This window comes from Pseudomonas sp. D2002, assembly GCF_013385735.1.
GTDB lineage: Bacteria > Pseudomonadota > Gammaproteobacteria > Pseudomonadales > Pseudomonadaceae > Aquipseudomonas.
In genome coordinates this window covers 100,414-117,693 of record NZ_JACAPL010000020.1, presented here as the reverse complement: position 1 = coordinate 117,693, position 17,280 = coordinate 100,414, and the positions used below count along the sequence as shown (strand labels likewise).

Here is a 17,280-nt window from a genome sequence, read left to right as displayed (position 1 = left end):
GCGAGGTGCCGAGTGGTGGGGCAAGAGCCCTTTGCTTACTTTGGGGCTTTTCCAAAGTGAGCCGCTGTAAGAGCGGAACCCTAAGTGGCCGTTACCGCAGGAATGGATATGTACTCGGTCTGATCCGGCACCCTGGTCGGCTGTCAGGCCGCCATCGGGGGGCAAGCCCCCTCCCACATGTGGAACGCGGTGCATCAGTTAGATAGCTGTAAGCTGCCAGAAAGCAAGTTCCCTCTCCTGGGGACTAGCGCCGCACTCAAAGTTGTGTAGATACCTATGCTGCGATGCGGGCGCCGCGGTGTACCAGTGGCCACCCATGGATGCCATCGCAGGCAAGCCAGCTCCCACAGAAGAACAGATCTGCTGTGTCTGCGACTCAGAGCCACCAGCGAAACAGATAGAACAACCCCATGCTCAGCAGCACCGTGATCAACACACTGCGCGTCCAGAACATCAACGCCACCGCGCAGATACCCGCCAGCAAGTAAGGATTGGCCGGGCTCAGGTTGAGCGTGTGGTCGGCGAGAAAAATAATCGGCCCACAGATCGCCGTCAGCATCCCCGGCACCGCGAACCCGAGAAACTCCCGCGCGCCGCGATTGAGCCGCACCGGCAACCGCGGCTCAATGAACACGTAACGGTTGAAAAATACCACCAGGCCCATGGCCACAATCATCACGTAAATCATCGCTGCCCCACTCCCAGCCGCTTGCAGGCAAACCCCGCGCTCATCCCCAACACACCCGACACCACCACCGCCGACTCCCAGTGCAAGTAACTCAACCACACCGAGCACAACAGCGACACCGCCACACACACCACCGTGGGCACGTCGCGCACCACCGGTGTGATCAAGGCGATAAAGGTCGCGGCAATCGAAAACTCCAGCCCCAACTGGTCCAGGCCGGGAATGCTTTTGCCCAGCACGATGCCGGCCAGGGTAAACAGGTTCCAGATGATATAGAACGTCAGGCCGACGCCCAGGGCGTACCAGCGGTTGAACGTCTCACGGTCATAGTGATTGACCAGCGCAAAGAATTCGTCAGTCAGCAAAAACCCCAGGCTCATGCGCCAGCGTGCGTTGAGCGACGACAATGTCGGGCGCATGTGCATGCCATAGAGCAGATGCTGGGAAGTCAGCAGCAAGGTGGTCAGCACGATTGAAATCAGGCTGGCGCCACTTTTGACCATGCCGATTGCGACTAACTGCGCGGCACCGGCAAACACGATGGCGGACAAACCTTGGGCTTGCAGCGGGGTAAATTGCGCATCGATGGCCATGGAACCGGCCAGCAGCCCCCACGGCGCACAAGCGAGCGATAACGGAATGACGGCAATCGCGCCGCGCCCGAAGGCGTAATGAGGTAAGGCTGTAGGCATGGAGACGGCTCATCGACAGACAGTCGACAAGCATGCCAGCGCGATAAGGGTGTTGTCTTGAACGATCGTGCTCAGGCGAGCTTGACCGAGACCTGCTCCACCGAGTCACGCGCTTCGCGCAGCTCATAAGCATCCTGGTTGAGCCGGTGAATCGTATTAAGCAGGCGTTGGCGCAGCACTTCGTCGCCGAGTTTTTCCACGGCGCGCATCAGGTCAAACGCCGCAGTTTCGTTATTGTCCGCGACGGAATCGAGGGTCTTGCGCAGGTTGCGAGTGGCACGGGTCACGCGGGTTCTTCCTTCATCAGCAATGGGCAGGCACTTTAGGACATTCGTGTTTCATTTTAATTTCAGTCACTTGTGGCTGATTTGGTGGCATTTGATCCACGTCAATCGAATTCAGGATTTGACCTACATATATGGCTATACGTATATTCGGACAGCCATATATACGAAGACCCCGACATGCCGGACCTCATCTCCCCGCCCACCCTGTTCAAATGCCTGGCCGATGCCACCCGCGCGCGATTGACGTTATTGATCCTGCGTGAAGGCGAACTTTGCGTGTGCGAACTGATCCATGCTCTGGACGACAGCCAGCCAAAAATCTCCCGTCATCTGGCGCAACTGCGCAGTTGCGGGCTTTTGCTGGACCGTCGTCAGGGCCAATGGGTCTATTACCGCATCAACCCGGCACTGCCCACTTGGGTGACACACGTGCTGGAAACTACCTTGCAAGCCAACCAGCCATGGTTGCACAACGACGCGCAGCGTCTTGATGCAATGGGCGACAGACCACAACGGGCCAGCACCTGCTGCTGAGCCATCGGAGCGTTTATTCATGCTTGTCGCAATTGCGATTTTTATCTTCACCATCGTTTTGGTCATCTGGCAGCCCAAAGGCTTGGGCGTTGGCTGGAGTGCAACCATGGGCGCGATCCTGGCCCTGGCGTGCGGGGTGATCAGCCTGGCGGATATCCCGGTGGTGTGGCACATCATCTGGAACGCCACCGGCACCTTTGTTGCGCTGATCATCATCAGCCTGCTGCTCGATGAGGCCGGGTTCTTCGCCTGGACCGCGTTGCATGTGGCGCGTTGGGGCCGAGGGCGTGGCCGGCGCCTGTTCGCCTATATGGTGCTGCTCGGGGCGCTGGTGTCGGCACTGTTTGCCAACGACGGCGCGGCGTTGATCCTCACGCCCATCGTGATGTCGATGCTGCTGGCCCTGCGCTTTTCCCCGGCGGCGACCCTGGCCTTCGTGATGGGCGCGGGGTTTATCGCCGACACGGCGAGCTTGCCGCTGGTGGTGTCGAACCTGGTGAACATCGTCTCGGCGGATTATTTCAAGATCGGCTTCAACGAGTACGCGGCGGTGATGGTGCCGGTGAACGTCGTCAGCGTTGCAGCAACCCTGGCAGTGCTGCTGTGGTTCTTCCGCCGCGACATTCCACAGGCCTATGACCCGGCAGACCTGGATGACCCGACCAGCGCCATCCATGACCGTGCGACCTTTCGCGCCGGTTGGTGGGTGCTCGGTATTTTGTTGGTCGGCTGTTTCGCCCTGGAGCCGCTGGGCATTCCCATCAGTGCGATTTCCGCCGTGTGCGCCGTGCTCCTGCTGGTGATTGCCGCCAAGGGCCACAAAATCTCCACGCGCAAAGTGCTGAAAGACGCCCCGTGGCAAATCGTGATCTTTTCCCTGGGCATGTACTTGGTGGTCTACGGCCTGCGTAACGCGGGCTTGACCACCTACCTGGCGACCTGGCTCGACACCTTCGCCACCTACGGCGTGTGGGGCGCAGCCATGGGCACCGGCGTGCTGACCGCGCTGCTGTCGTCGGCGATGAACAACTTGCCGACGGTGCTGATCGGCGCGCTGTCCATCGAATCCAGCCATGCCGTGGGCGTGGTCAAGGACGCGATGATCTACGCCAACGTCATCGGCAGCGACCTGGGCCCGAAAATCACCCCGATCGGCAGCCTGGCCACCTTGTTGTGGCTGCATATCCTCGCGCGCAAAGGCATCACCATCACCTGGGGTTACTACTTCAAGGTCGGGATTGTGCTGACCTTGCCCGTGCTGTTGATCACCCTGGCCGCACTCGCTTTGCGCCTGAGCATTTGAAGGTAATAGCCATGAAAGTCCTGTTTATGTGTACCGCCAATAGCTGCCGCAGCATCTTGTCCGAAGCGGTATTCAACCATTTGGCGCCGCAGGGCTTCGAAGCGATCAGCTCCGGCAGCTTCCCCAAGGGCCAGGTGCTGCCGCGCAGCCTGAGCACGCTGCAGGCGGCGGGTATCAGCACCGAAGTGCTGTACAGCAAGGGCAATGATGCCTTTGAAGGCAGCCCGCCGGACGTGGTCATCACCGTGTGCGACAAGGCGGCCGGGGAAGCCTGCCCGGTGTATTTCGGGCCAGCGGTTAAAGCGCACTGGGGGTTGGAAGACCCGTCGGAACTGCACGCTGACGACGCCCGCGTCGACGCCGCGTTTAACGCCACACTCGACATCATCGCCACCCGTTGCCAGGCGTTTTTCGCCCTGCCCTTTGCTCAACTCAGCCCGCCTGAATTGAAAGCTGAACTCGACCGCATCGCGCAGTTGTAGCCGGAGACGCTCATGACCACCCTGCCCAATCTCGACACAACGCTCGTCAACCCGATGCCTGCCGAACCGCCGCACCCGCCGCGCATTCTGTTGCTTTACGGCTCCACGCGCGCGCGCTCATTCAGCCGCTTGCTGATAGAGGAAGCCGCGCGCCTGTTGCGTCACTTCGGTGCCGATACGCGAGTTTTCAACCCGTCCGGCCTGCCGCTGCCGGACGATGCGCCCAACGATCACCCCAAGGTTCAGGAGCTGCTGGACCTGATGCAATGGTCTGAAGGCCAGGTGTGGTGCTCGCCGGAACGTCACGGCTCGATGTCGGCGGTATTCAAGGCACAACTCGACTGGGTACCACTGGCCCTCGGCGCCGTGCGGCCCACGCAGGGCAAAACCTTGGCGGTAATGCAAGTGTCCGGCGGTTCGCAATCGTTCAACACGGTTAACCAACTGCGCGTACTGGGGCGTTGGATGCGCATGTTCACCATCCCCAATCAATCCTCGGTGCCCAAGGCGTTCATGGAGTTCGATGACCAGGACCGCATGAAGCCTTCCGCGCTCTATGATCGTGTCGTCGATGTGATGGAAGAATTGGTGAAGTTCACCCTGTTGCTGCGCGATCGCCCGGACCTGGTCGACCGCTACTCGGAACGCAAGGAAAGCGCCGCTGAACTTTCACAGCGCGTCAATCAGCGGTCGATCTGAGCCACACTGGCGGCGTATGCTCATGCCCACTCTCTAACCGAGTTATAGCGATGAGCGCCATGCAACACGCCTGGCTGGGCAATTACGAAGTCAGCAGCACCACCTGCACCGGCCTGACCTTTGCCCGCCACAGCCATGATGAATGCGTGATCGGCGTAAACCTCGTGGGCGAGGAAAAAGTCTGGCTCGACCGCCGCGAATTCGACGCCGGCCCCGGCAGCATTACCTTATACAACCCCGGGCAGATTCAGGGTGGCGGCGCGGCGGATGGCGTGCCTTGGCAGTTCGTCAGCCTGTACATCACGGCCGCTCAGTTAGCGGCGGATCTAGGCCTGGCGCATGTGGAATTTGAACGTTCGCTGTGCTTTCAACCGGAGCTGGCGCAGCGCCTGGCGGCGGCGGTAAAAGGCGCTTTGAGCGGCGATGCGTTGGTGCGCGAACTGAATGAAGACGCTTTGGTTTTGCTGCTGGGTGAAGTGGTCGGCGTCAGCGGTGTGCGCCTGCCCGGCGCGGCGAAAACCGGCACCAGCCTGATCAGCCGCGCGCAGGAATTGCTCGCCGCGCAGTTGCACCAGTCAACGCCTCTGGAGCAATTGGGCGACGAACTGGGCCTGTCCAAATTCCACCTGTTGCGTACCTTTCAGAAAGAAACCGGGTTAAGCCCCAGGCAATGGGCCATGCAACTGCGCACCTGCCGCGCCAAAGGCCTGTTGCGCAACGGCGCCTCGGCCAGCGCCGTCGCCCATGAGCTGGGCTTTGCCGACCAGAGCCACCTCAATCGACATTTCCGTGCCGCGTATGGCATCACGCCAGGCCGCTATCAAAGCGTGTTGAAGCGCTAAAAGCGCAATCTGGTTCAAGACGCCTGCACGCCGCACCAGCACACTGTTCGCCTGATTTGAAGGAAAGCGAGCATGTTGACGATCTTCGTTTACGCATTGGTATTCGGTTTTGTGTTTTGCCTCTCCCCGGGCGCGGTGCTGGCCGAGACGTTGCGCCGAGGCCTGCTGCACGGCTTTACCCCGGCCTTGCTGGTACAGGTCGGCTCGCTGGTGGGCGACGCCGTGTGGGCAGTCATTGGCCTCACCGGTATCGCCCTGCTGATCCAGCATGACGCGGTGCGCGTGCCGCTGACGGTGGTGTGCGCGCTGTACCTGGCCTGGCTGGGCGTGCGCAGTTTGCTCGATGCCTGGCACTTGCCCGCAACGGACACCGCACCGGCCAGCTCCGGGCAGAACGCGCTGGCGGTGGGTGCGGCGATTTCCCTGGCTAACCCGAAGAACATCGTCTACTGGGGCGCGCTGGGCAGCGCCCTGTCCGGCATCGTTGGCGCAACGCCGAGCCATGGGCAAACCCTGATGTTTTTTGCCGGGTTCATGTTGGCGTCGGTGCTCTCGTGTTTTCTGATTGCAGCGTTGGTCGATCTGTTACGCAAGAACGCATCGCCGCTGTGGCAGCGCATCAGTTACGGTGCGTGTGGCGTAGTGTTGATCTATCTGGCTGTTCTGGCGGCACAGGGTATATGAAGTTATATACCTCGCAAGTTGCTGCGCGCTTATCTGAATGAACTCTGAACACGGGCTAATTTAATTAATCATGCGTTGACATTTTGTAACCGTCTGAGTAGATTGCCCGTGCCCGCAACTGGGGCCTTTTTTAAACCTCACAAAAGAAGCCAATGGACACAGTATCTAGTCGCTGTCCGAGCACCGCATTAGCGGGCATCGGGCGCCAAACCCAGAATATGACAGGACTCGCCTTCCAGGTCCGGTAAGCTGCGCTAGAGCTTGATGCTCCACCGTAACTGCCTCACCGGTCGCCCGTCCGGTCCCGAGGTGTGTTATGACCTTCCAACTCCTTGTTTTGCCCGATGTACGTACGCTAGCCGCAGCCCTGCGTGCCAAGCTGTGCCGCGAGCCTGTGGGCTTTTCGCCTACTCGCACCGCCTTTGCTGCACCCTCTTCCCAACTGCGTCCGGCGCCCCCGCTGGCGCACTGGCGTGTCTGCCCTGACAGCGGTCAACTGCTGCAGCACTGGGACCACGCCGACCCTCAAGACCCGCAGAGACCTCAGGTTTCCACCCTGGCTCAAGCCAGCGTGCTGCTCGGTGTTTACCTGAGCCTGCGCGCCGCTTAAACCGGCTGGAAACAGCAACTTTCTGATTAACAGTCTGGAGTTCTTTATGAACACGTCCAGTAGTAGCCCGCTGCGCGTTAGTTAACTAACGCGCGTCTGGCGGGCGCTGTAGAAGTTATGTGAACACCTTATTTAAACCGATCGCGAAGTCCGCGGCTCGGCATGCTTTCGCTCGCCTGTATTCAGGTAAGTACCGGGTATGTTTTGTCGAGAATTGGCGACAGGAGTACAGACAATGAGCGCCGTAAAAAACACGCCTCTGCACAAGAAAAATGGCACCACCACCGACACCAAACTGTCGATGCGTGCCGCCCGTGAAGCCCAGAACGGCCTGCAAGCCACCCTTGCCAATGTGCGAGCGACCCAGGACGGCCTGACCGAACTGGACGCCTCGGCGCGCCTGCAACGTGAAGGCTACAACGAAGTGGCTCATGACAAGCCGCCTCACGCCATCGTCCAGTTCCTGCAGGCGCTGAACAACCCCTTCATCTACGTATTGCTGACCCTGGGCGGCATCAGCTTTGTCACCGACTATTGGCTGCCGTTGCAGGCCGGTGAAGAAGTTGACCTGACCAAAGTCATCATCATCATGACCATGGTCCTGCTCAGCAGCTTGCTGCGCTTCTGGCAGGAACACCGCTCGGCCAAATCCGCCGAAGCGCTCAAGGCCATGGTGCGCACCACCGCCACTGTGCTGCGCCGCGAGCAAGTCGGCGCCCAGCCGACGCTGCGCGAAGTGCCGATGCGCGACCTGGTGGCCGGCGATATCGTGCAGTTGTCGGCCGGCGATATGATCCCGGCCGATATCCGCCTGATCGAATCCCGCGACCTGTTTATCAGCCAGGCCGTGCTGACCGGCGAAGCCTTGCCGGTGGAAAAGTACGACACGCTGGGTGACGTCACGCAGAAATCCGCGTCCTCGCTGGCCGCCGACCAAGGCAACCTGCTGGACCTGCCAAACATCTGCTTCATGGGCACCAACGTGGTCAGCGGCCGCGCCAAAGCGGTGGTGGTCGCTACCGGGCCACGCACCTACTTTGGCTCGCTGGCCAAGGCGATTGTCGGTTCGCGGGTGCAGACCGCGTTCGACCGTGGGGTGAACAGCGTCAGCTGGCTGCTGATTCGCTTCATGTTGGTGATGGTGCCCATCGTGTTCCTGCTCAATGGCTTCTCCAAAGGCGATTGGGGCGATGCGTTCCTGTTTGCCCTGGCGGTGGCCGTGGGCCTGACCCCGGAAATGCTGCCGATGATCGTCAGCGCCAACCTGGCCAAGGGCGCGACCGCCATGGCCAAGCGCAAAGTGGTGGTCAAGCGCCTGAACGCGATCCAGAACTTCGGTTCGATGGACGTGCTGTGCACCGACAAGACCGGCACCCTGACCCAGGACAAGATCATCCTCGAACACCACGTCAACGCCTTCGGCCAACGTGATGATGCGGTGCTGTCCCTGGCCTGGCTCAACAGCTACCACCAGAGCGGCATGAAAAACCTGATGGACCAGGCCGTGGTGCAGTTCTCGGAACACAACCCCAAGTTCCAGCTGCCATTTGCCTACAGCAAGGTCGATGAGTTGCCCTTCGACTTCGTGCGCCGTCGCCTGTCGATCGTGGTCAAGGACGCCGCCGGCGACCAGTTGCTGGTGTGCAAAGGCGCCGTGGAAGAGATGCTGAGCATTTCCACCCATGTGATGGAAGATGGCGCAGCGGTGCCGCTGGACGATCGTCGCCGTGATGAGTTGCTGGCGCTGGCCAACGACTACAACGAGGACGGTTTCCGTGTGCTGGTGGTCGCCACCCGCAACATTCCTAAAGCACTGGCACGCCAGCAATACACCACCGCCGATGAGCGCAACCTGGTGATCCAGGGCTTCCTGACGTTCCTGGATCCACCGAAGGAAACCGCAGGCCCGGCGATTGCTGCGCTGCAACAAATCGGCGTGGCCGTGAAAGTGCTGACCGGCGACAACGCCGTGGTCACCAGCAAAATCTGCCGCCAGGTTGGCCTCGAACCCGGCCAGCCGCTGCTCGGCGTAGAAATCGAAGCCATGGACGACGCAACCCTGCTGCGCCGCGTGGAAGAGCGTACGGTGTTTGCCAAGCTGACGCCGCTGCAGAAATCCCGCGTGCTCAAGGCGCTGCAAGCCAACGGTCACACGGTTGGTTTCCTCGGCGACGGCATCAACGATGCACCGGCGCTACGCGATGCCGACGTGGGTATCTCGGTGGACAGCGGCACGGATATCGCCAAGGAGTCGGCCGACATCATCCTGCTGGAAAAGAGCCTGATGGTGCTGGAAGAAGGCGTGCTCAAGGGCCGCGAAACCTTCGGCAATATCATGAAGTACCTGAACATGACCGCCAGCTCCAACTTCGGCAACGTGTTCTCGGTGCTGGTGGCCAGTGCGTTCATCCCGTTCATGCCGATGCTGGCGATCCACCTGCTGCTGCAAAACCTGATGTACGACATCTCCCAGCTGGCTTTGCCGTGGGACAAAATGGACAAGGAATACCTGGCCAAGCCGCGTAAGTGGGATGCGAAAAACATCGGCCGCTTCATGATCTGGATCGGGCCGACCTCGTCGATCTTCGACATCACCACCTTTGCGCTGATGTGGTACGTGTTCTCCGCCAACAGTGTGGAAATGCAGACCCTGTTCCAGTCCGGCTGGTTTATCGAAGGGCTGCTCTCGCAAACCCTGGTGGTGCACATGTTGCGTACCCGCAAGATCCCGTTCTTCCAGAGCACGGCCGCCTGGCCGGTGTTGATGATGACCGCCATCGTCATCGGGCTGGGGATCTATGTGCCCTTCTCGCCGCTGGGCACCCTGGTGGGTCTGGAGCCGCTGCCGCTGGCGTACTTCCCATGGCTGGTCGGCACCCTGCTCGCCTACTGCTGCGTGGCCCAACTGATGAAAACGATCTACATCCGCCGCTTCAAGCAGTGGTACTGATCACCCGCCTCTGAAAACGGTGGTCGTCGCCCGGCGGCCACCGTGCAACACAAGGACTCTGACTATGCGCGTGTTGATCTGTGCAGGTCGTCATTACGCCGACACCAAAAAGTCCCGCCAAGTGCTGGACGCTTACCACCGCCTGCGCCCGATGCAGGTATTGATTCACGGCGGCAACCAGTTCCTCGGCAGTGACATTGAGGAATGGGCGCGGGAAATCGGCATCGACGTGGTGCGCTACCCGCCCAATTGGCAACGCCACGGCAAGCAGGCGGAACGCCAGCGCAACCATTTCATGCTGTCTGACAGCCGCCCCGACGTGGTCATCGCCCTGCCGGGCGGTGACGACACCTCGGAGTTGGTCTGCCAGGCCAAAGCCAGCGGCATTTCGGTGCTGACCGTAGAAAGCTGAATTCAAGCGAGGTGCATCATGCACAAAAAACACACTCCTCTGCGTCAGGACGGGTTTGCCAAATACCGTGCCCGTCACTATCGCGGCGCTCGCCATACCCTGTTGCTGCTGCCACCGGCCAAGCGCCGCGCACTGCAACGTAACCTGACGTTTATCGGCGTGACCCTGGGCCTTATCTTGTTCATCGCGCTGTTATCCAAGGCCCACGCGGCCGGTGGCGCTTATGTAGTCGACGACGGCGCCGTCAACGCCCCTGGAGAATGCAATGTGGACGCCTGGTACACGGCCGATCGGCATCAAGGCAATGTCCATAACGAGACATTGAACCCGGCCTGCACCTTCAGTGCATTGCCGTCAGTGCAGTGGAGCGCCGCGCTGTCGCGTGCCAGCCAGGCAGGCGACGCTGAAACCCAGGTCAGCCCGCAGGTAAAGGCCCAGGTATGGTCGCGGGATGACCTGGGGCTGCAAATGGCGGTGTCGGCTACGTCGCATTTTGCGTTGGACCGCCAACATGCGTTCGACGGCGCGGATCTGAATGTGCCGTTGACCTGGCAACCCGTCGAAGCGCTGCGCCTGAACGTCAATGGTGGCTGGACACATGCCTATAACGGCGGTGAGCAGAATCATCGGCTGACGTGGGGGACCGGGTTCGAGTATCAACTGGCGGACGCGTTGACGCTGATCGGTGAGCGCTACGGCCAGGAAGGCGGCGACCAGGCCTGGCAGGCCGGGCCGAGCTTTCATGTGGGCAAACTGGTCGATGTGGATGTGGTGGTTGGGCAAAGCCTGAGCGGCGAACGGAACCAGTGGCTGACCACAGGGGCTACGGTGCGTTTCTAGTTTGAGTGGTGTGGATCAAAAGAACGCCTCGGACAACCTGTGGGAGCGGGCTTGCTCGCGAATGCGTTGGGTCAGTCAGCTCATTTGTCACTGGCCCACTGCATTCGCGAGCAAGCCCGCTCCCACATTTGGATCTCATTACATCAGGTCGCTGTTGTGGTGCTTCGCCTAGCCTGCTGCTCCAAATGCAGTTGCAGCTGTGGATCGATCTGCAACTGTTCTGCCAGGGCATCCAAGTAATTGCGCTCTGCTATCTGTTGGTCGTTCACCAGTAGCACGCTGGCCAGGTAGATCTCCGACGCCACCGCCGGGTCGCTTGCATACTCGGCAAAATCCGCCGCATTCAGGGGCTTGGCGGCCTCGGCGTCTAACCACTGCTGCAACTGCGGGTCATCGGTGTGGCGGCCGATCTCGGCGGAGATCATCTGCTGCTCCTGCGCATCGATGTTGCCATCCGCCTTGGCCGCTGCGATTAGCCCACGCAACAATGCGTGGCTATGGGCTTGCGCTTCGGCGCCGTCCAACTGATCCACCGTCTGGATGGCTTGCTGCGGCGCGGTTGCCTGCTGGCGTTGCCAGGCCTGATACGCCTGAAACGCCGCCATCCCCAACGAGGCCAGCGCCGCGTAGTTCATCCCACCGGAGCGCGCCTGCGTCGTACCACCGCTGGGTGCGCCGCCCAACAAACCGCCGAGGCCGCCCAGTAACCCACCCAAACCGCCGCCCGCCGAGGCGTTGCCGCTGCTGGTGCCTTTCAATAAGCCGCCGAGCAGCCCGCCCAAGCCACCGCCTGAAGCCGCGCCGCCTTGCTGCCCGGCGCGCAACAGCTGTTCGAGTAGATCGCTGGTATTCATGGTTTCACCCTCCCAGGGCGCAATAATGGCGTTCAACAACCATAGCCCGCTGCCGTGGGAACACCATGACCGCCGGGCGGGCACGCTTTATGATGGCGACATCGCGCCGTTAAGAGAGAGCACACGTGAACCGCATTGAACACATCGCGTTGATGGCCAACTACAACCAGTGGATGAACCGCAAGGTCTACGCCGCCGCCGGCACGCTGACAGACGCCGAACTGGCGGCGGACCGCCAGGCGTTCTTCGGCTCGATTCTCGGCACCCTCAATCACCTGGCGCTCGGTGATACCGTCTGGCTCAAGCGCTTTGCCCAGCACCCGGCAGGCTTTTCGGCGCTGGCACCCTTAAGCGCTATCACCACCCCCGTCGACCTCAAGCAACTGGCGTTTGCCGACATCCGCGAGCTGTCGGCCCATCGCGCCTGGCTGGATCAACTCATCATCGACTGGGCCCAGAGCCTGCGCGAGCCCGACCTGGATCATCACCTCAGCTACCAGAACATGCGCGGTGTCGCGAACAACAAGCCGTTCTTCGGCCTGCTGGTGCATTTCTTCAACCACCAGACCCACCACCGGGGCCAGGCAACCACGTTGCTGACCCAGGCGGGCGTGGATGTGGGCGATACCGACCTGCTGGCGCTGATCGACTGAGTTCAGCGCGCGTTGAACGCGGCGTAGGCCTGCATCAAGCGCGCAAAGTCTTGCGGCTCGGGTAATTGCGCGAAACTTTCGACGGCGGGCGTGGAGGCCCACGGCAGCTTTTCGCTGGTCCAGGTTTCCATGAACGGCACGTAGTCGTGGGCGTTATCCAGCAAGGTTGCGCGCACATTGACGAACTCGTCGATGCCATGGGGGCGCGTAAACAGCCAGCTCATGCAGTGCGGGCAGCAATAATGACGGTCCACGCCGTGCAAACCGCCAATCACCGGGCAGCCCTGGGTGACGGTGAAGCCACTGGCGGGAATCAGGACGCTGAGGGAGAACGCGCTGGAGGTCATTTTCTGGCAGCCGTTGCAATGGCACGCCATGGTGATCACCGGCGGCAGGCTGACACTGAAACGCACCCGGTTACAGCGGCAACTGCCTTCCAACGGCAGGGTTTCGAGGCTCATCATTGATTCCTTTTTTATGCTTGTAGTCGCACAGGGTAGCGTGAACCCGCGTGGGGGCAAAACCGAACGCTGCGCCGCGCCTGGGGTCGTAACCATAAGGCGCCGGGGTTAATTGCCCCGCCCTGCTCGCGCGCCACCGCTGCTGTTGGAGGCGCGTACCCCCATAAGAAGGAGACGCTTACATGGTCACTCACTTCAAGGTCGCCGGCCATTTGGCCTGCGGCCACCACGGCACCAACCTCACCTCCAGCACCGAGCTGAACCGAGTCAAATGCCGTACCTGCCGCAATACCGAAGCCTATAAAGAAGCGCGCCGCACCCAGCGCAATGCCGCTCGCCGCTCTGCGCGCAAAACCAAGACCCACACCGCCATCGACTGGCGCAGTGCGTGGACACAACGCCTCACCGACCTCCCTGGGTTGCAGCGTTTGCCACGCGGGTTCAGCGGGCAGGCGTTTGTCTGAGCTATTCGGCTTTTGAAAAGATATTCACCAGGTTCTCATCGGGATCCTGGAGCAGCGCGGACGTATTACCCCACGGCATCTTCGTCGCGGGCATCACCACGTTCGTGCTGCTGACCCGGCTCGCAACAGCCGCCACATCCAACACTTGAAACTCCAGGACGGACAGAGGCAAATTTCATAACGGGGCCTGGCTTGAAAGTGAAACCGCACTCTATTTCACACCCGCGTCAGTTCCTGGCAGGAGCGTTTCACCCCGTATCAAAAACCTCGCCACGGCGGCAGGTTCCCCATGTAGATCACTGATCCTGCGAGATTTTTCGGATTTTAATGAATGCGACAAACTCATGCTTTCACCTTGCATCCAAGCGCCTGGGTCTATATATTCCCAACCCTGCTGCACCGCGCTGCCGCCCGAATGGCGAAACTGGTAGACGCATGGGACTTAAAATCCCCCGCTCGTAAGGGCGTGCCGGTTCGATTCCGGCTTCGGGCACCATAGATATCAAGGGCTTGCATGATTAACCTCATGCAGGCCCTTATCTTTTTGCGCGCCGCAACTCTCCATTTGCTCGGTTGTTCCGGCGCTCGCCAGGCGATAGTACGTCCCCCGAATCATTCAAATGCACCGAGTCCCTCCAACGCCTCAAGCACCACGCGTAGCTTGGGCGACGCCTGGCGACTTTTAACCCAGGCCAAGGTGATCTCAAACCCTTCAGTCGCCAGGTGCGGCAGCACTTCCACCAATGTCCCTTGCTGCAGCTGCTGCTCGATCAGCCACGAGGGCAATTGGACGATGCCGCAGTCTGCCAGCGCGGCCATCACCAGCCCTTCACCATTGCCCACCACCAGCTGCGGCGCGACTGGCCTGCGCAGCGCCTCGCCCTGCTCACCGGTGTAGCGCCAGTGGCTGATGCGCCCATCAACCCAGCCATACGCAATGCACTGATGCTGTTCAAGGTCGCCCTCCGACAACGGCGTGCCATGGCGAGCCAGGTACGCAGGCGATGCGCAAAACACATGCCGCTCGCGCGTGAGCAGCCTGTGCCCAACCGTCTCCGGCCAGGCATCCGCACGACCAATACGCACCACGATGTCAACGCCAGCCTGAAACGGCTCGATGAGGCCGTCAGAGAAGGTGATGTGCGGTATCACCAATGGATAGTCCTTCAGCCATGCCAGTAGGATCGGCAATACCTGCGCGCGTCCGAATGCGCCCGGCAAATCAATGCGCACTCGCCCACGGGGCTCAGTGCTTTCGCTGTGCAGTGACAACTCGGCTTCTTCAAGGTCGGCCAACACCCCGCTGCAGGTGCGCAGGAACGCCGTGCCCGTGTCGGTCAGCGCCAATCTGCGCGTCGTACGTTGAAACAGTCGCACGCCCAGGCGTTTTTCCAGCCTGGCGATGCTTTTACTGATGGCAGAGGCCGTCAGGTGCATCTTCTCGGCCGCCGCCGCGAAGCTGCCGCACTCCGCGACGCAGACAAACACATCGATACCCTTCAAGCGTTCGGAGGCAAACATTGACGTTCCTTATTCATGAATTCAGTTCCTTTCATTCGATAGAAAGCATCCTAAATCAGAATTCACCTCACCAGTAAGCTGTGTGACTTGCACCTTATGAATGGACGATGAGGCCCGAATGCTCGCCACGCTGAAAACCTACCCCGCCACCCTTAACCTGCTGCTGTCTGCGTCACTGGTATTAACCCTCGCGCGCGCAATCACCCTGCCCTATTTGGTGATTTACTTGTCCGGCAACTTTGGCTTGAGCATTGCCGATATCGGCCTGGTGATCGGCAGCACGCTGATCATCGGCTCGCTGTTGAGCCTGTATGGCGGCTTTCTGGTCGACCGAATCTCCAGTTACCGGCTAATCCTCACCTGCTGCGGCGTGTTCTCGCTGGGGTTTCTCGGCGCGTATGGCGCCTCCACGCTGTGGCTGTTCTACCTGTGCCTGGTGTCGATCAACCTGGCGTATGCGGTCATCGATATCACCGTGAAGGCCGGGTTTGGCAGCCTGCTGCCTGTGGACCAGCGCAGCGAAGTGTTTTCGATCAAATACACGCTGACCAATATCGGCTATGCCGTCGGCCCGTTTCTCGGCGCAGGCGTGGCCGCCCTCGACATCAGCCTGCCGTTTTTGCTCTCGGCGGGGCTGGGTGCCGGGTTCTTTTTTGTCTACTTCGTGTGGGGCGACCGAGGCCTGGCGGCTGGCGACGCACAGCATAAACCCGCGCCATTCCTCGCCGTCGGCACACTGCTGCTGCGCGATTACCGCCTGGTGTGCTTCACCCTCGGCGGGGTCTTGAGTGCGGTGGTATTCGGCCAGTTCACCGCTTACCTCTCGCAGTATTTGATGGTGACCACCACGCCCCACGCGGCCTATCGAATTATCAGCAGCGTGGTGGCGACCAATGCCCTGATGGTGATCAGCCTGCAATACAGCATTGGCAAGCGGATTTCCCGTCGACACCTGAACCTGTGGCTGGCCGGCGGGCTCAGCCTGTTTATCGTCGGGCTCGGCGGCTTCGCCCTGTCGACCACGTTGATGGTATGGATGGCGTCCATGGCGATTTTTACCCTGGGCGAAATCATCGTCTTCCCAGCCGAATACATGTTTATCGACAACATTGCACCCAGTCATCTGAGAGGGATGTATTACGCGGCGCAGAACTTGAGCAACGTCGGCGCTGCGTTAGGGCCAGTGCTGTGTGGAATCGTGCTGGCGACGCAGCCGGCTCACTACATTTTCTACATGTTGGGGCTGTTTATCATCGCCGGTGGGTTGTTTTACGGGTTGGGGGTTGCTCTTTCAGACCCTGAAGAACTGAAGTAAGCCCATAAGTGAGCGCCTGGACTGCTCGCCAAAGCGCTCGTACAACCCTGCACCGCCGCACTCGCTGGCTATGAGTTAGTAGTCAGTGAGGCGACGTTGCGCCGTCGACTGGCGGATGAAGGGATTAATTTCAGCAAGTTGCTGACGGAGATCCGCATGCACCACGCGATGATGCTATTGCAGACCACGCACCTGGGGGGGCGCAGATTGCGGAAGTGTGCGGGTATCGGGCGTTGTCGCGGTTTTCGATGCACTTTAAGCGGCGGTTTGGGTTCGCTGCAGCGGGATTCGGTAAAGCTGAGTTTTAATATTACCCGGGAAATCTTCATGGATCTCTTCACTTCCAGGTAAAACTATCGCTCCCTTCGGAGTAAAGGGTCATCGAAAACATAGCGCCAAGTCATCCACATGGTTTGTATGAACGACCGCTGCTCTCTGCGCAAGGGCTAAAGTAAATGCTCGGAATCTCAAGCTGTTCGCACTGCTCATGTTTCCATAGATGGATGAAGCCACAAAGCGATAAACTTTTCTTCTTTGAAAGACATCACGGCATCAGTTGAAAACTCTATCAATACTACATTTTCACTCATATCTGCATTTCCAACGCAGATCCAACCCGTATCCAAATCTCGGAGTAACTCCCACTGATCAGCACCCGGGATCGCATACGCGACCCCTGACGCCAACACTAATTGGGTGATATCGACATAAATCTCGCCATTGATCAAAGGCCTCATCGTTAGTTTTGTTTGCTTGCAGTGCATGAGCGGAAACAATCCCCATGGGTACAGCACCCTACCCGTTTCAATGCTGACTTCGAGTTGCAGCGTCCCCATAGTTAAGGAGGAGCGTCCGAGCTGGCCCGAGGCGCTAGCTATTTCACTTTTTGAGGTCGGCAGAAAGTCAATTGAGTACTCCGCGTTTCTATATAAAAGCTCACCGACCAAGTGATTTTGAGATTTCTTTGTTGCAAACATTATGCGTTGCAT

General features: G+C 59.9%; 20 protein-coding genes and 1 tRNA gene. 14 read left to right on the top strand and 7 right to left on the bottom strand.

Annotation, left to right across the window (positions count from 1 at the left end; translation table 11 throughout):
- Positions 1-376 precede the first annotated feature (376 nt).
- The 3 genes from HX783_RS27215 to HX783_RS27205 all read right to left on the bottom strand — a co-directional run bounded on the left by HX783_RS27215 (position 377) and on the right by HX783_RS27205 (position 1,667).
- Positions 377-688, bottom strand: a complete 312-nt coding sequence (locus tag HX783_RS27215; protein ID WP_159956698.1) for an AzlD domain-containing protein — start codon at positions 686-688, stop codon at positions 377-379.
- Positions 685-1,380: an AzlC family ABC transporter permease gene (locus tag HX783_RS27210; protein ID WP_159956700.1), complete on the bottom strand. Its 696-nt coding sequence runs from the start codon at positions 1,378-1,380 to the stop codon at positions 685-687. The genes HX783_RS27215 and HX783_RS27210 overlap by 4 nt, the downstream gene beginning before the upstream one ends.
- Before the next feature lie 71 nt (positions 1,381-1,451).
- On the bottom strand, positions 1,452-1,667 hold the full coding sequence (locus HX783_RS27205; protein WP_078742613.1) for a hypothetical protein: 216 nt from the start codon (positions 1,665-1,667) through the stop codon (positions 1,452-1,454).
- A 177-nt stretch (positions 1,668-1,844) separates the two neighbouring features.
- Here HX783_RS27205 and HX783_RS27200 point away from each other — a divergent pair, with 177 nt between their 5' ends.
- The 10 genes from HX783_RS27200 to HX783_RS27155 all read left to right on the top strand — a co-directional run bounded on the left by HX783_RS27200 (position 1,845) and on the right by HX783_RS27155 (position 11,023).
- Entirely contained in the window at positions 1,845-2,201 is a 357-nt protein-coding gene (locus HX783_RS27200; RefSeq protein WP_177018928.1) for a metalloregulator ArsR/SmtB family transcription factor, read from the top strand.
- A 19-nt stretch (positions 2,202-2,220) separates the two neighbouring features.
- On the top strand, positions 2,221-3,504 hold the full coding sequence (locus HX783_RS27195; protein WP_177018927.1) for an arsenic transporter: 1,284 nt from the start codon (positions 2,221-2,223) through the stop codon (positions 3,502-3,504).
- An 11-nt stretch (positions 3,505-3,515) separates the two neighbouring features.
- Positions 3,516-3,986, top strand: coding sequence for an arsenate reductase ArsC (locus HX783_RS27190; protein ID WP_177018926.1), 471 nt, complete (start codon positions 3,516-3,518; stop codon positions 3,984-3,986).
- Positions 3,987-3,998: 12 nt separating this feature from the next.
- Positions 3,999-4,685 (top strand): arsenical resistance protein ArsH, encoded by a 687-nt coding sequence (gene arsH, locus HX783_RS27185; protein WP_177018925.1) that lies wholly within the window; start codon positions 3,999-4,001, stop codon positions 4,683-4,685.
- A gap of 50 nt (positions 4,686-4,735) precedes the next feature.
- A complete protein-coding gene (locus tag HX783_RS27180; RefSeq protein ID WP_177018924.1) occupies positions 4,736-5,527 on the top strand; it encodes an AraC family transcriptional regulator in 792 nt (263 codons plus the stop codon).
- Between the two features lie 72 nt (positions 5,528-5,599).
- Complete coding sequence (locus HX783_RS27175) at positions 5,600-6,211, top strand: LysE family transporter (RefSeq protein ID WP_177018923.1); 612 nt, start codon at positions 5,600-5,602, stop codon at positions 6,209-6,211.
- Positions 6,212-6,527: 316 nt separating this feature from the next.
- Positions 6,528-6,821, top strand: a complete 294-nt coding sequence (locus tag HX783_RS27170; RefSeq protein ID WP_177018922.1) for a hypothetical protein — start codon at positions 6,528-6,530, stop codon at positions 6,819-6,821.
- A 235-nt stretch (positions 6,822-7,056) separates the two neighbouring features.
- Positions 7,057-9,771: a magnesium-translocating P-type ATPase gene (mgtA, locus tag HX783_RS27165; protein WP_177018921.1), complete on the top strand. Its 2,715-nt coding sequence runs from the start codon at positions 7,057-7,059 to the stop codon at positions 9,769-9,771.
- Positions 9,772-9,835: 64 nt separating this feature from the next.
- The gene (locus HX783_RS27160; protein WP_159956718.1) at positions 9,836-10,183 is read left to right on the top strand and encodes a DUF2493 domain-containing protein; all 348 of its coding nucleotides are present in this window, start codon (positions 9,836-9,838) and stop codon (positions 10,181-10,183) included.
- Positions 10,184-10,201: 18 nt separating this feature from the next.
- Positions 10,202-11,023, top strand: coding sequence for a hypothetical protein (locus HX783_RS27155; RefSeq protein WP_177018920.1), 822 nt, complete (start codon positions 10,202-10,204; stop codon positions 11,021-11,023).
- Positions 11,024-11,166: 143 nt separating this feature from the next.
- On the opposite strand, the gene HX783_RS27150 is transcribed toward HX783_RS27155, so the two are convergent.
- Positions 11,167-11,877, bottom strand: coding sequence for a tellurite resistance TerB family protein (locus HX783_RS27150; RefSeq protein WP_177018919.1), 711 nt, complete (start codon positions 11,875-11,877; stop codon positions 11,167-11,169).
- A 125-nt stretch (positions 11,878-12,002) separates the two neighbouring features.
- Between HX783_RS27150 and HX783_RS27145 the strand changes: the two genes are divergently transcribed.
- Positions 12,003-12,530 carry a DinB family protein gene (locus tag HX783_RS27145; protein ID WP_177018918.1) on the top strand — a complete coding sequence of 176 codons (528 nt, stop codon included), beginning with the start codon at positions 12,003-12,005 and terminating at the stop codon, positions 12,528-12,530.
- A gap of 2 nt (positions 12,531-12,532) precedes the next feature.
- On the opposite strand, the gene HX783_RS27140 is transcribed toward HX783_RS27145, so the two are convergent.
- The gene (locus HX783_RS27140) at positions 12,533-12,991 is read right to left on the bottom strand and encodes a GFA family protein (RefSeq protein ID WP_177018917.1); all 459 of its coding nucleotides are present in this window, start codon (positions 12,989-12,991) and stop codon (positions 12,533-12,535) included.
- Positions 12,992-13,173: 182 nt separating this feature from the next.
- Between HX783_RS27140 and HX783_RS27135 the strand changes: the two genes are divergently transcribed.
- Positions 13,174-13,455 carry a hypothetical protein gene (locus HX783_RS27135; RefSeq protein WP_159956728.1) on the top strand — a complete coding sequence of 94 codons (282 nt, stop codon included), beginning with the start codon at positions 13,174-13,176 and terminating at the stop codon, positions 13,453-13,455.
- A gap of 409 nt (positions 13,456-13,864) precedes the next feature.
- Positions 13,865-13,951: transfer RNA gene (locus tag HX783_RS27130), tRNA-Leu, on the top strand.
- Positions 13,952-14,067: 116 nt separating this feature from the next.
- On the opposite strand, the gene HX783_RS27125 is transcribed toward HX783_RS27130, so the two are convergent.
- Entirely contained in the window at positions 14,068-14,976 is a 909-nt protein-coding gene (locus tag HX783_RS27125) for a LysR family transcriptional regulator (protein ID WP_177018916.1), read from the bottom strand.
- A gap of 118 nt (positions 14,977-15,094) precedes the next feature.
- Here HX783_RS27125 and HX783_RS27120 point away from each other — a divergent pair, with 118 nt between their 5' ends.
- Entirely contained in the window at positions 15,095-16,291 is a 1,197-nt protein-coding gene (locus HX783_RS27120; protein ID WP_177018915.1) for an MFS transporter, read from the top strand.
- A 485-nt stretch (positions 16,292-16,776) separates the two neighbouring features.
- Here HX783_RS27120 and HX783_RS27115 read toward each other — a convergent pair whose 3' ends face one another.
- A complete protein-coding gene (locus tag HX783_RS27115; protein WP_177018914.1) occupies positions 16,777-17,280 on the bottom strand; it encodes a hypothetical protein in 504 nt (167 codons plus the stop codon).

Bases quoted from the DNA above. Each gene is read 5' to 3' on its own strand.
- HX783_RS27160 (WP_159956718.1), top strand. From the start codon at position 9,836: ATGCGCGTGTTGATCTGTGCAGGTCGTCATTACGCCGACACCAAAAAG.
- HX783_RS27170 (WP_177018922.1), top strand. From the start codon at position 6,528: ATGACCTTCCAACTCCTTGTTTTGCCCGATGTACGTACGCTAGCCGCA.
- HX783_RS27195 (WP_177018927.1), top strand. From the start codon at position 2,221: ATGCTTGTCGCAATTGCGATTTTTATCTTCACCATCGTTTTGGTCATC.
- HX783_RS27140 (WP_177018917.1), bottom strand. From the start codon at position 12,991: ATGAGCCTCGAAACCCTGCCGTTGGAAGGCAGTTGCCGCTGTAACCGG.
- HX783_RS27180 (WP_177018924.1), top strand. From the start codon at position 4,736: ATGAGCGCCATGCAACACGCCTGGCTGGGCAATTACGAAGTCAGCAGC.
- HX783_RS27175 (WP_177018923.1), top strand. From the start codon at position 5,600: ATGTTGACGATCTTCGTTTACGCATTGGTATTCGGTTTTGTGTTTTGC.
- HX783_RS27200 (WP_177018928.1), top strand. From the start codon at position 1,845: ATGCCGGACCTCATCTCCCCGCCCACCCTGTTCAAATGCCTGGCCGAT.
- HX783_RS27115 (WP_177018914.1), bottom strand. From the start codon at position 17,280: ATGCAACGCATAATGTTTGCAACAAAGAAATCTCAAAATCACTTGGTC.
- HX783_RS27125 (WP_177018916.1), bottom strand. From the start codon at position 14,976: ATGTTTGCCTCCGAACGCTTGAAGGGTATCGATGTGTTTGTCTGCGTC.
- arsH (WP_177018925.1), top strand. From the start codon at position 3,999: ATGACCACCCTGCCCAATCTCGACACAACGCTCGTCAACCCGATGCCT.
- HX783_RS27190 (WP_177018926.1), top strand. From the start codon at position 3,516: ATGAAAGTCCTGTTTATGTGTACCGCCAATAGCTGCCGCAGCATCTTG.
- HX783_RS27155 (WP_177018920.1), top strand. From the start codon at position 10,202: ATGCACAAAAAACACACTCCTCTGCGTCAGGACGGGTTTGCCAAATAC.
- HX783_RS27135 (WP_159956728.1), top strand. From the start codon at position 13,174: ATGGTCACTCACTTCAAGGTCGCCGGCCATTTGGCCTGCGGCCACCAC.
- HX783_RS27120 (WP_177018915.1), top strand. From the start codon at position 15,095: ATGCTCGCCACGCTGAAAACCTACCCCGCCACCCTTAACCTGCTGCTG.
- HX783_RS27150 (WP_177018919.1), bottom strand. From the start codon at position 11,877: ATGAATACCAGCGATCTACTCGAACAGCTGTTGCGCGCCGGGCAGCAA.
- mgtA (WP_177018921.1), top strand. From the start codon at position 7,057: ATGAGCGCCGTAAAAAACACGCCTCTGCACAAGAAAAATGGCACCACC.
- HX783_RS27210 (WP_159956700.1), bottom strand. From the start codon at position 1,380: ATGCCTACAGCCTTACCTCATTACGCCTTCGGGCGCGGCGCGATTGCC.
- HX783_RS27215 (WP_159956698.1), bottom strand. From the start codon at position 688: ATGATTTACGTGATGATTGTGGCCATGGGCCTGGTGGTATTTTTCAAC.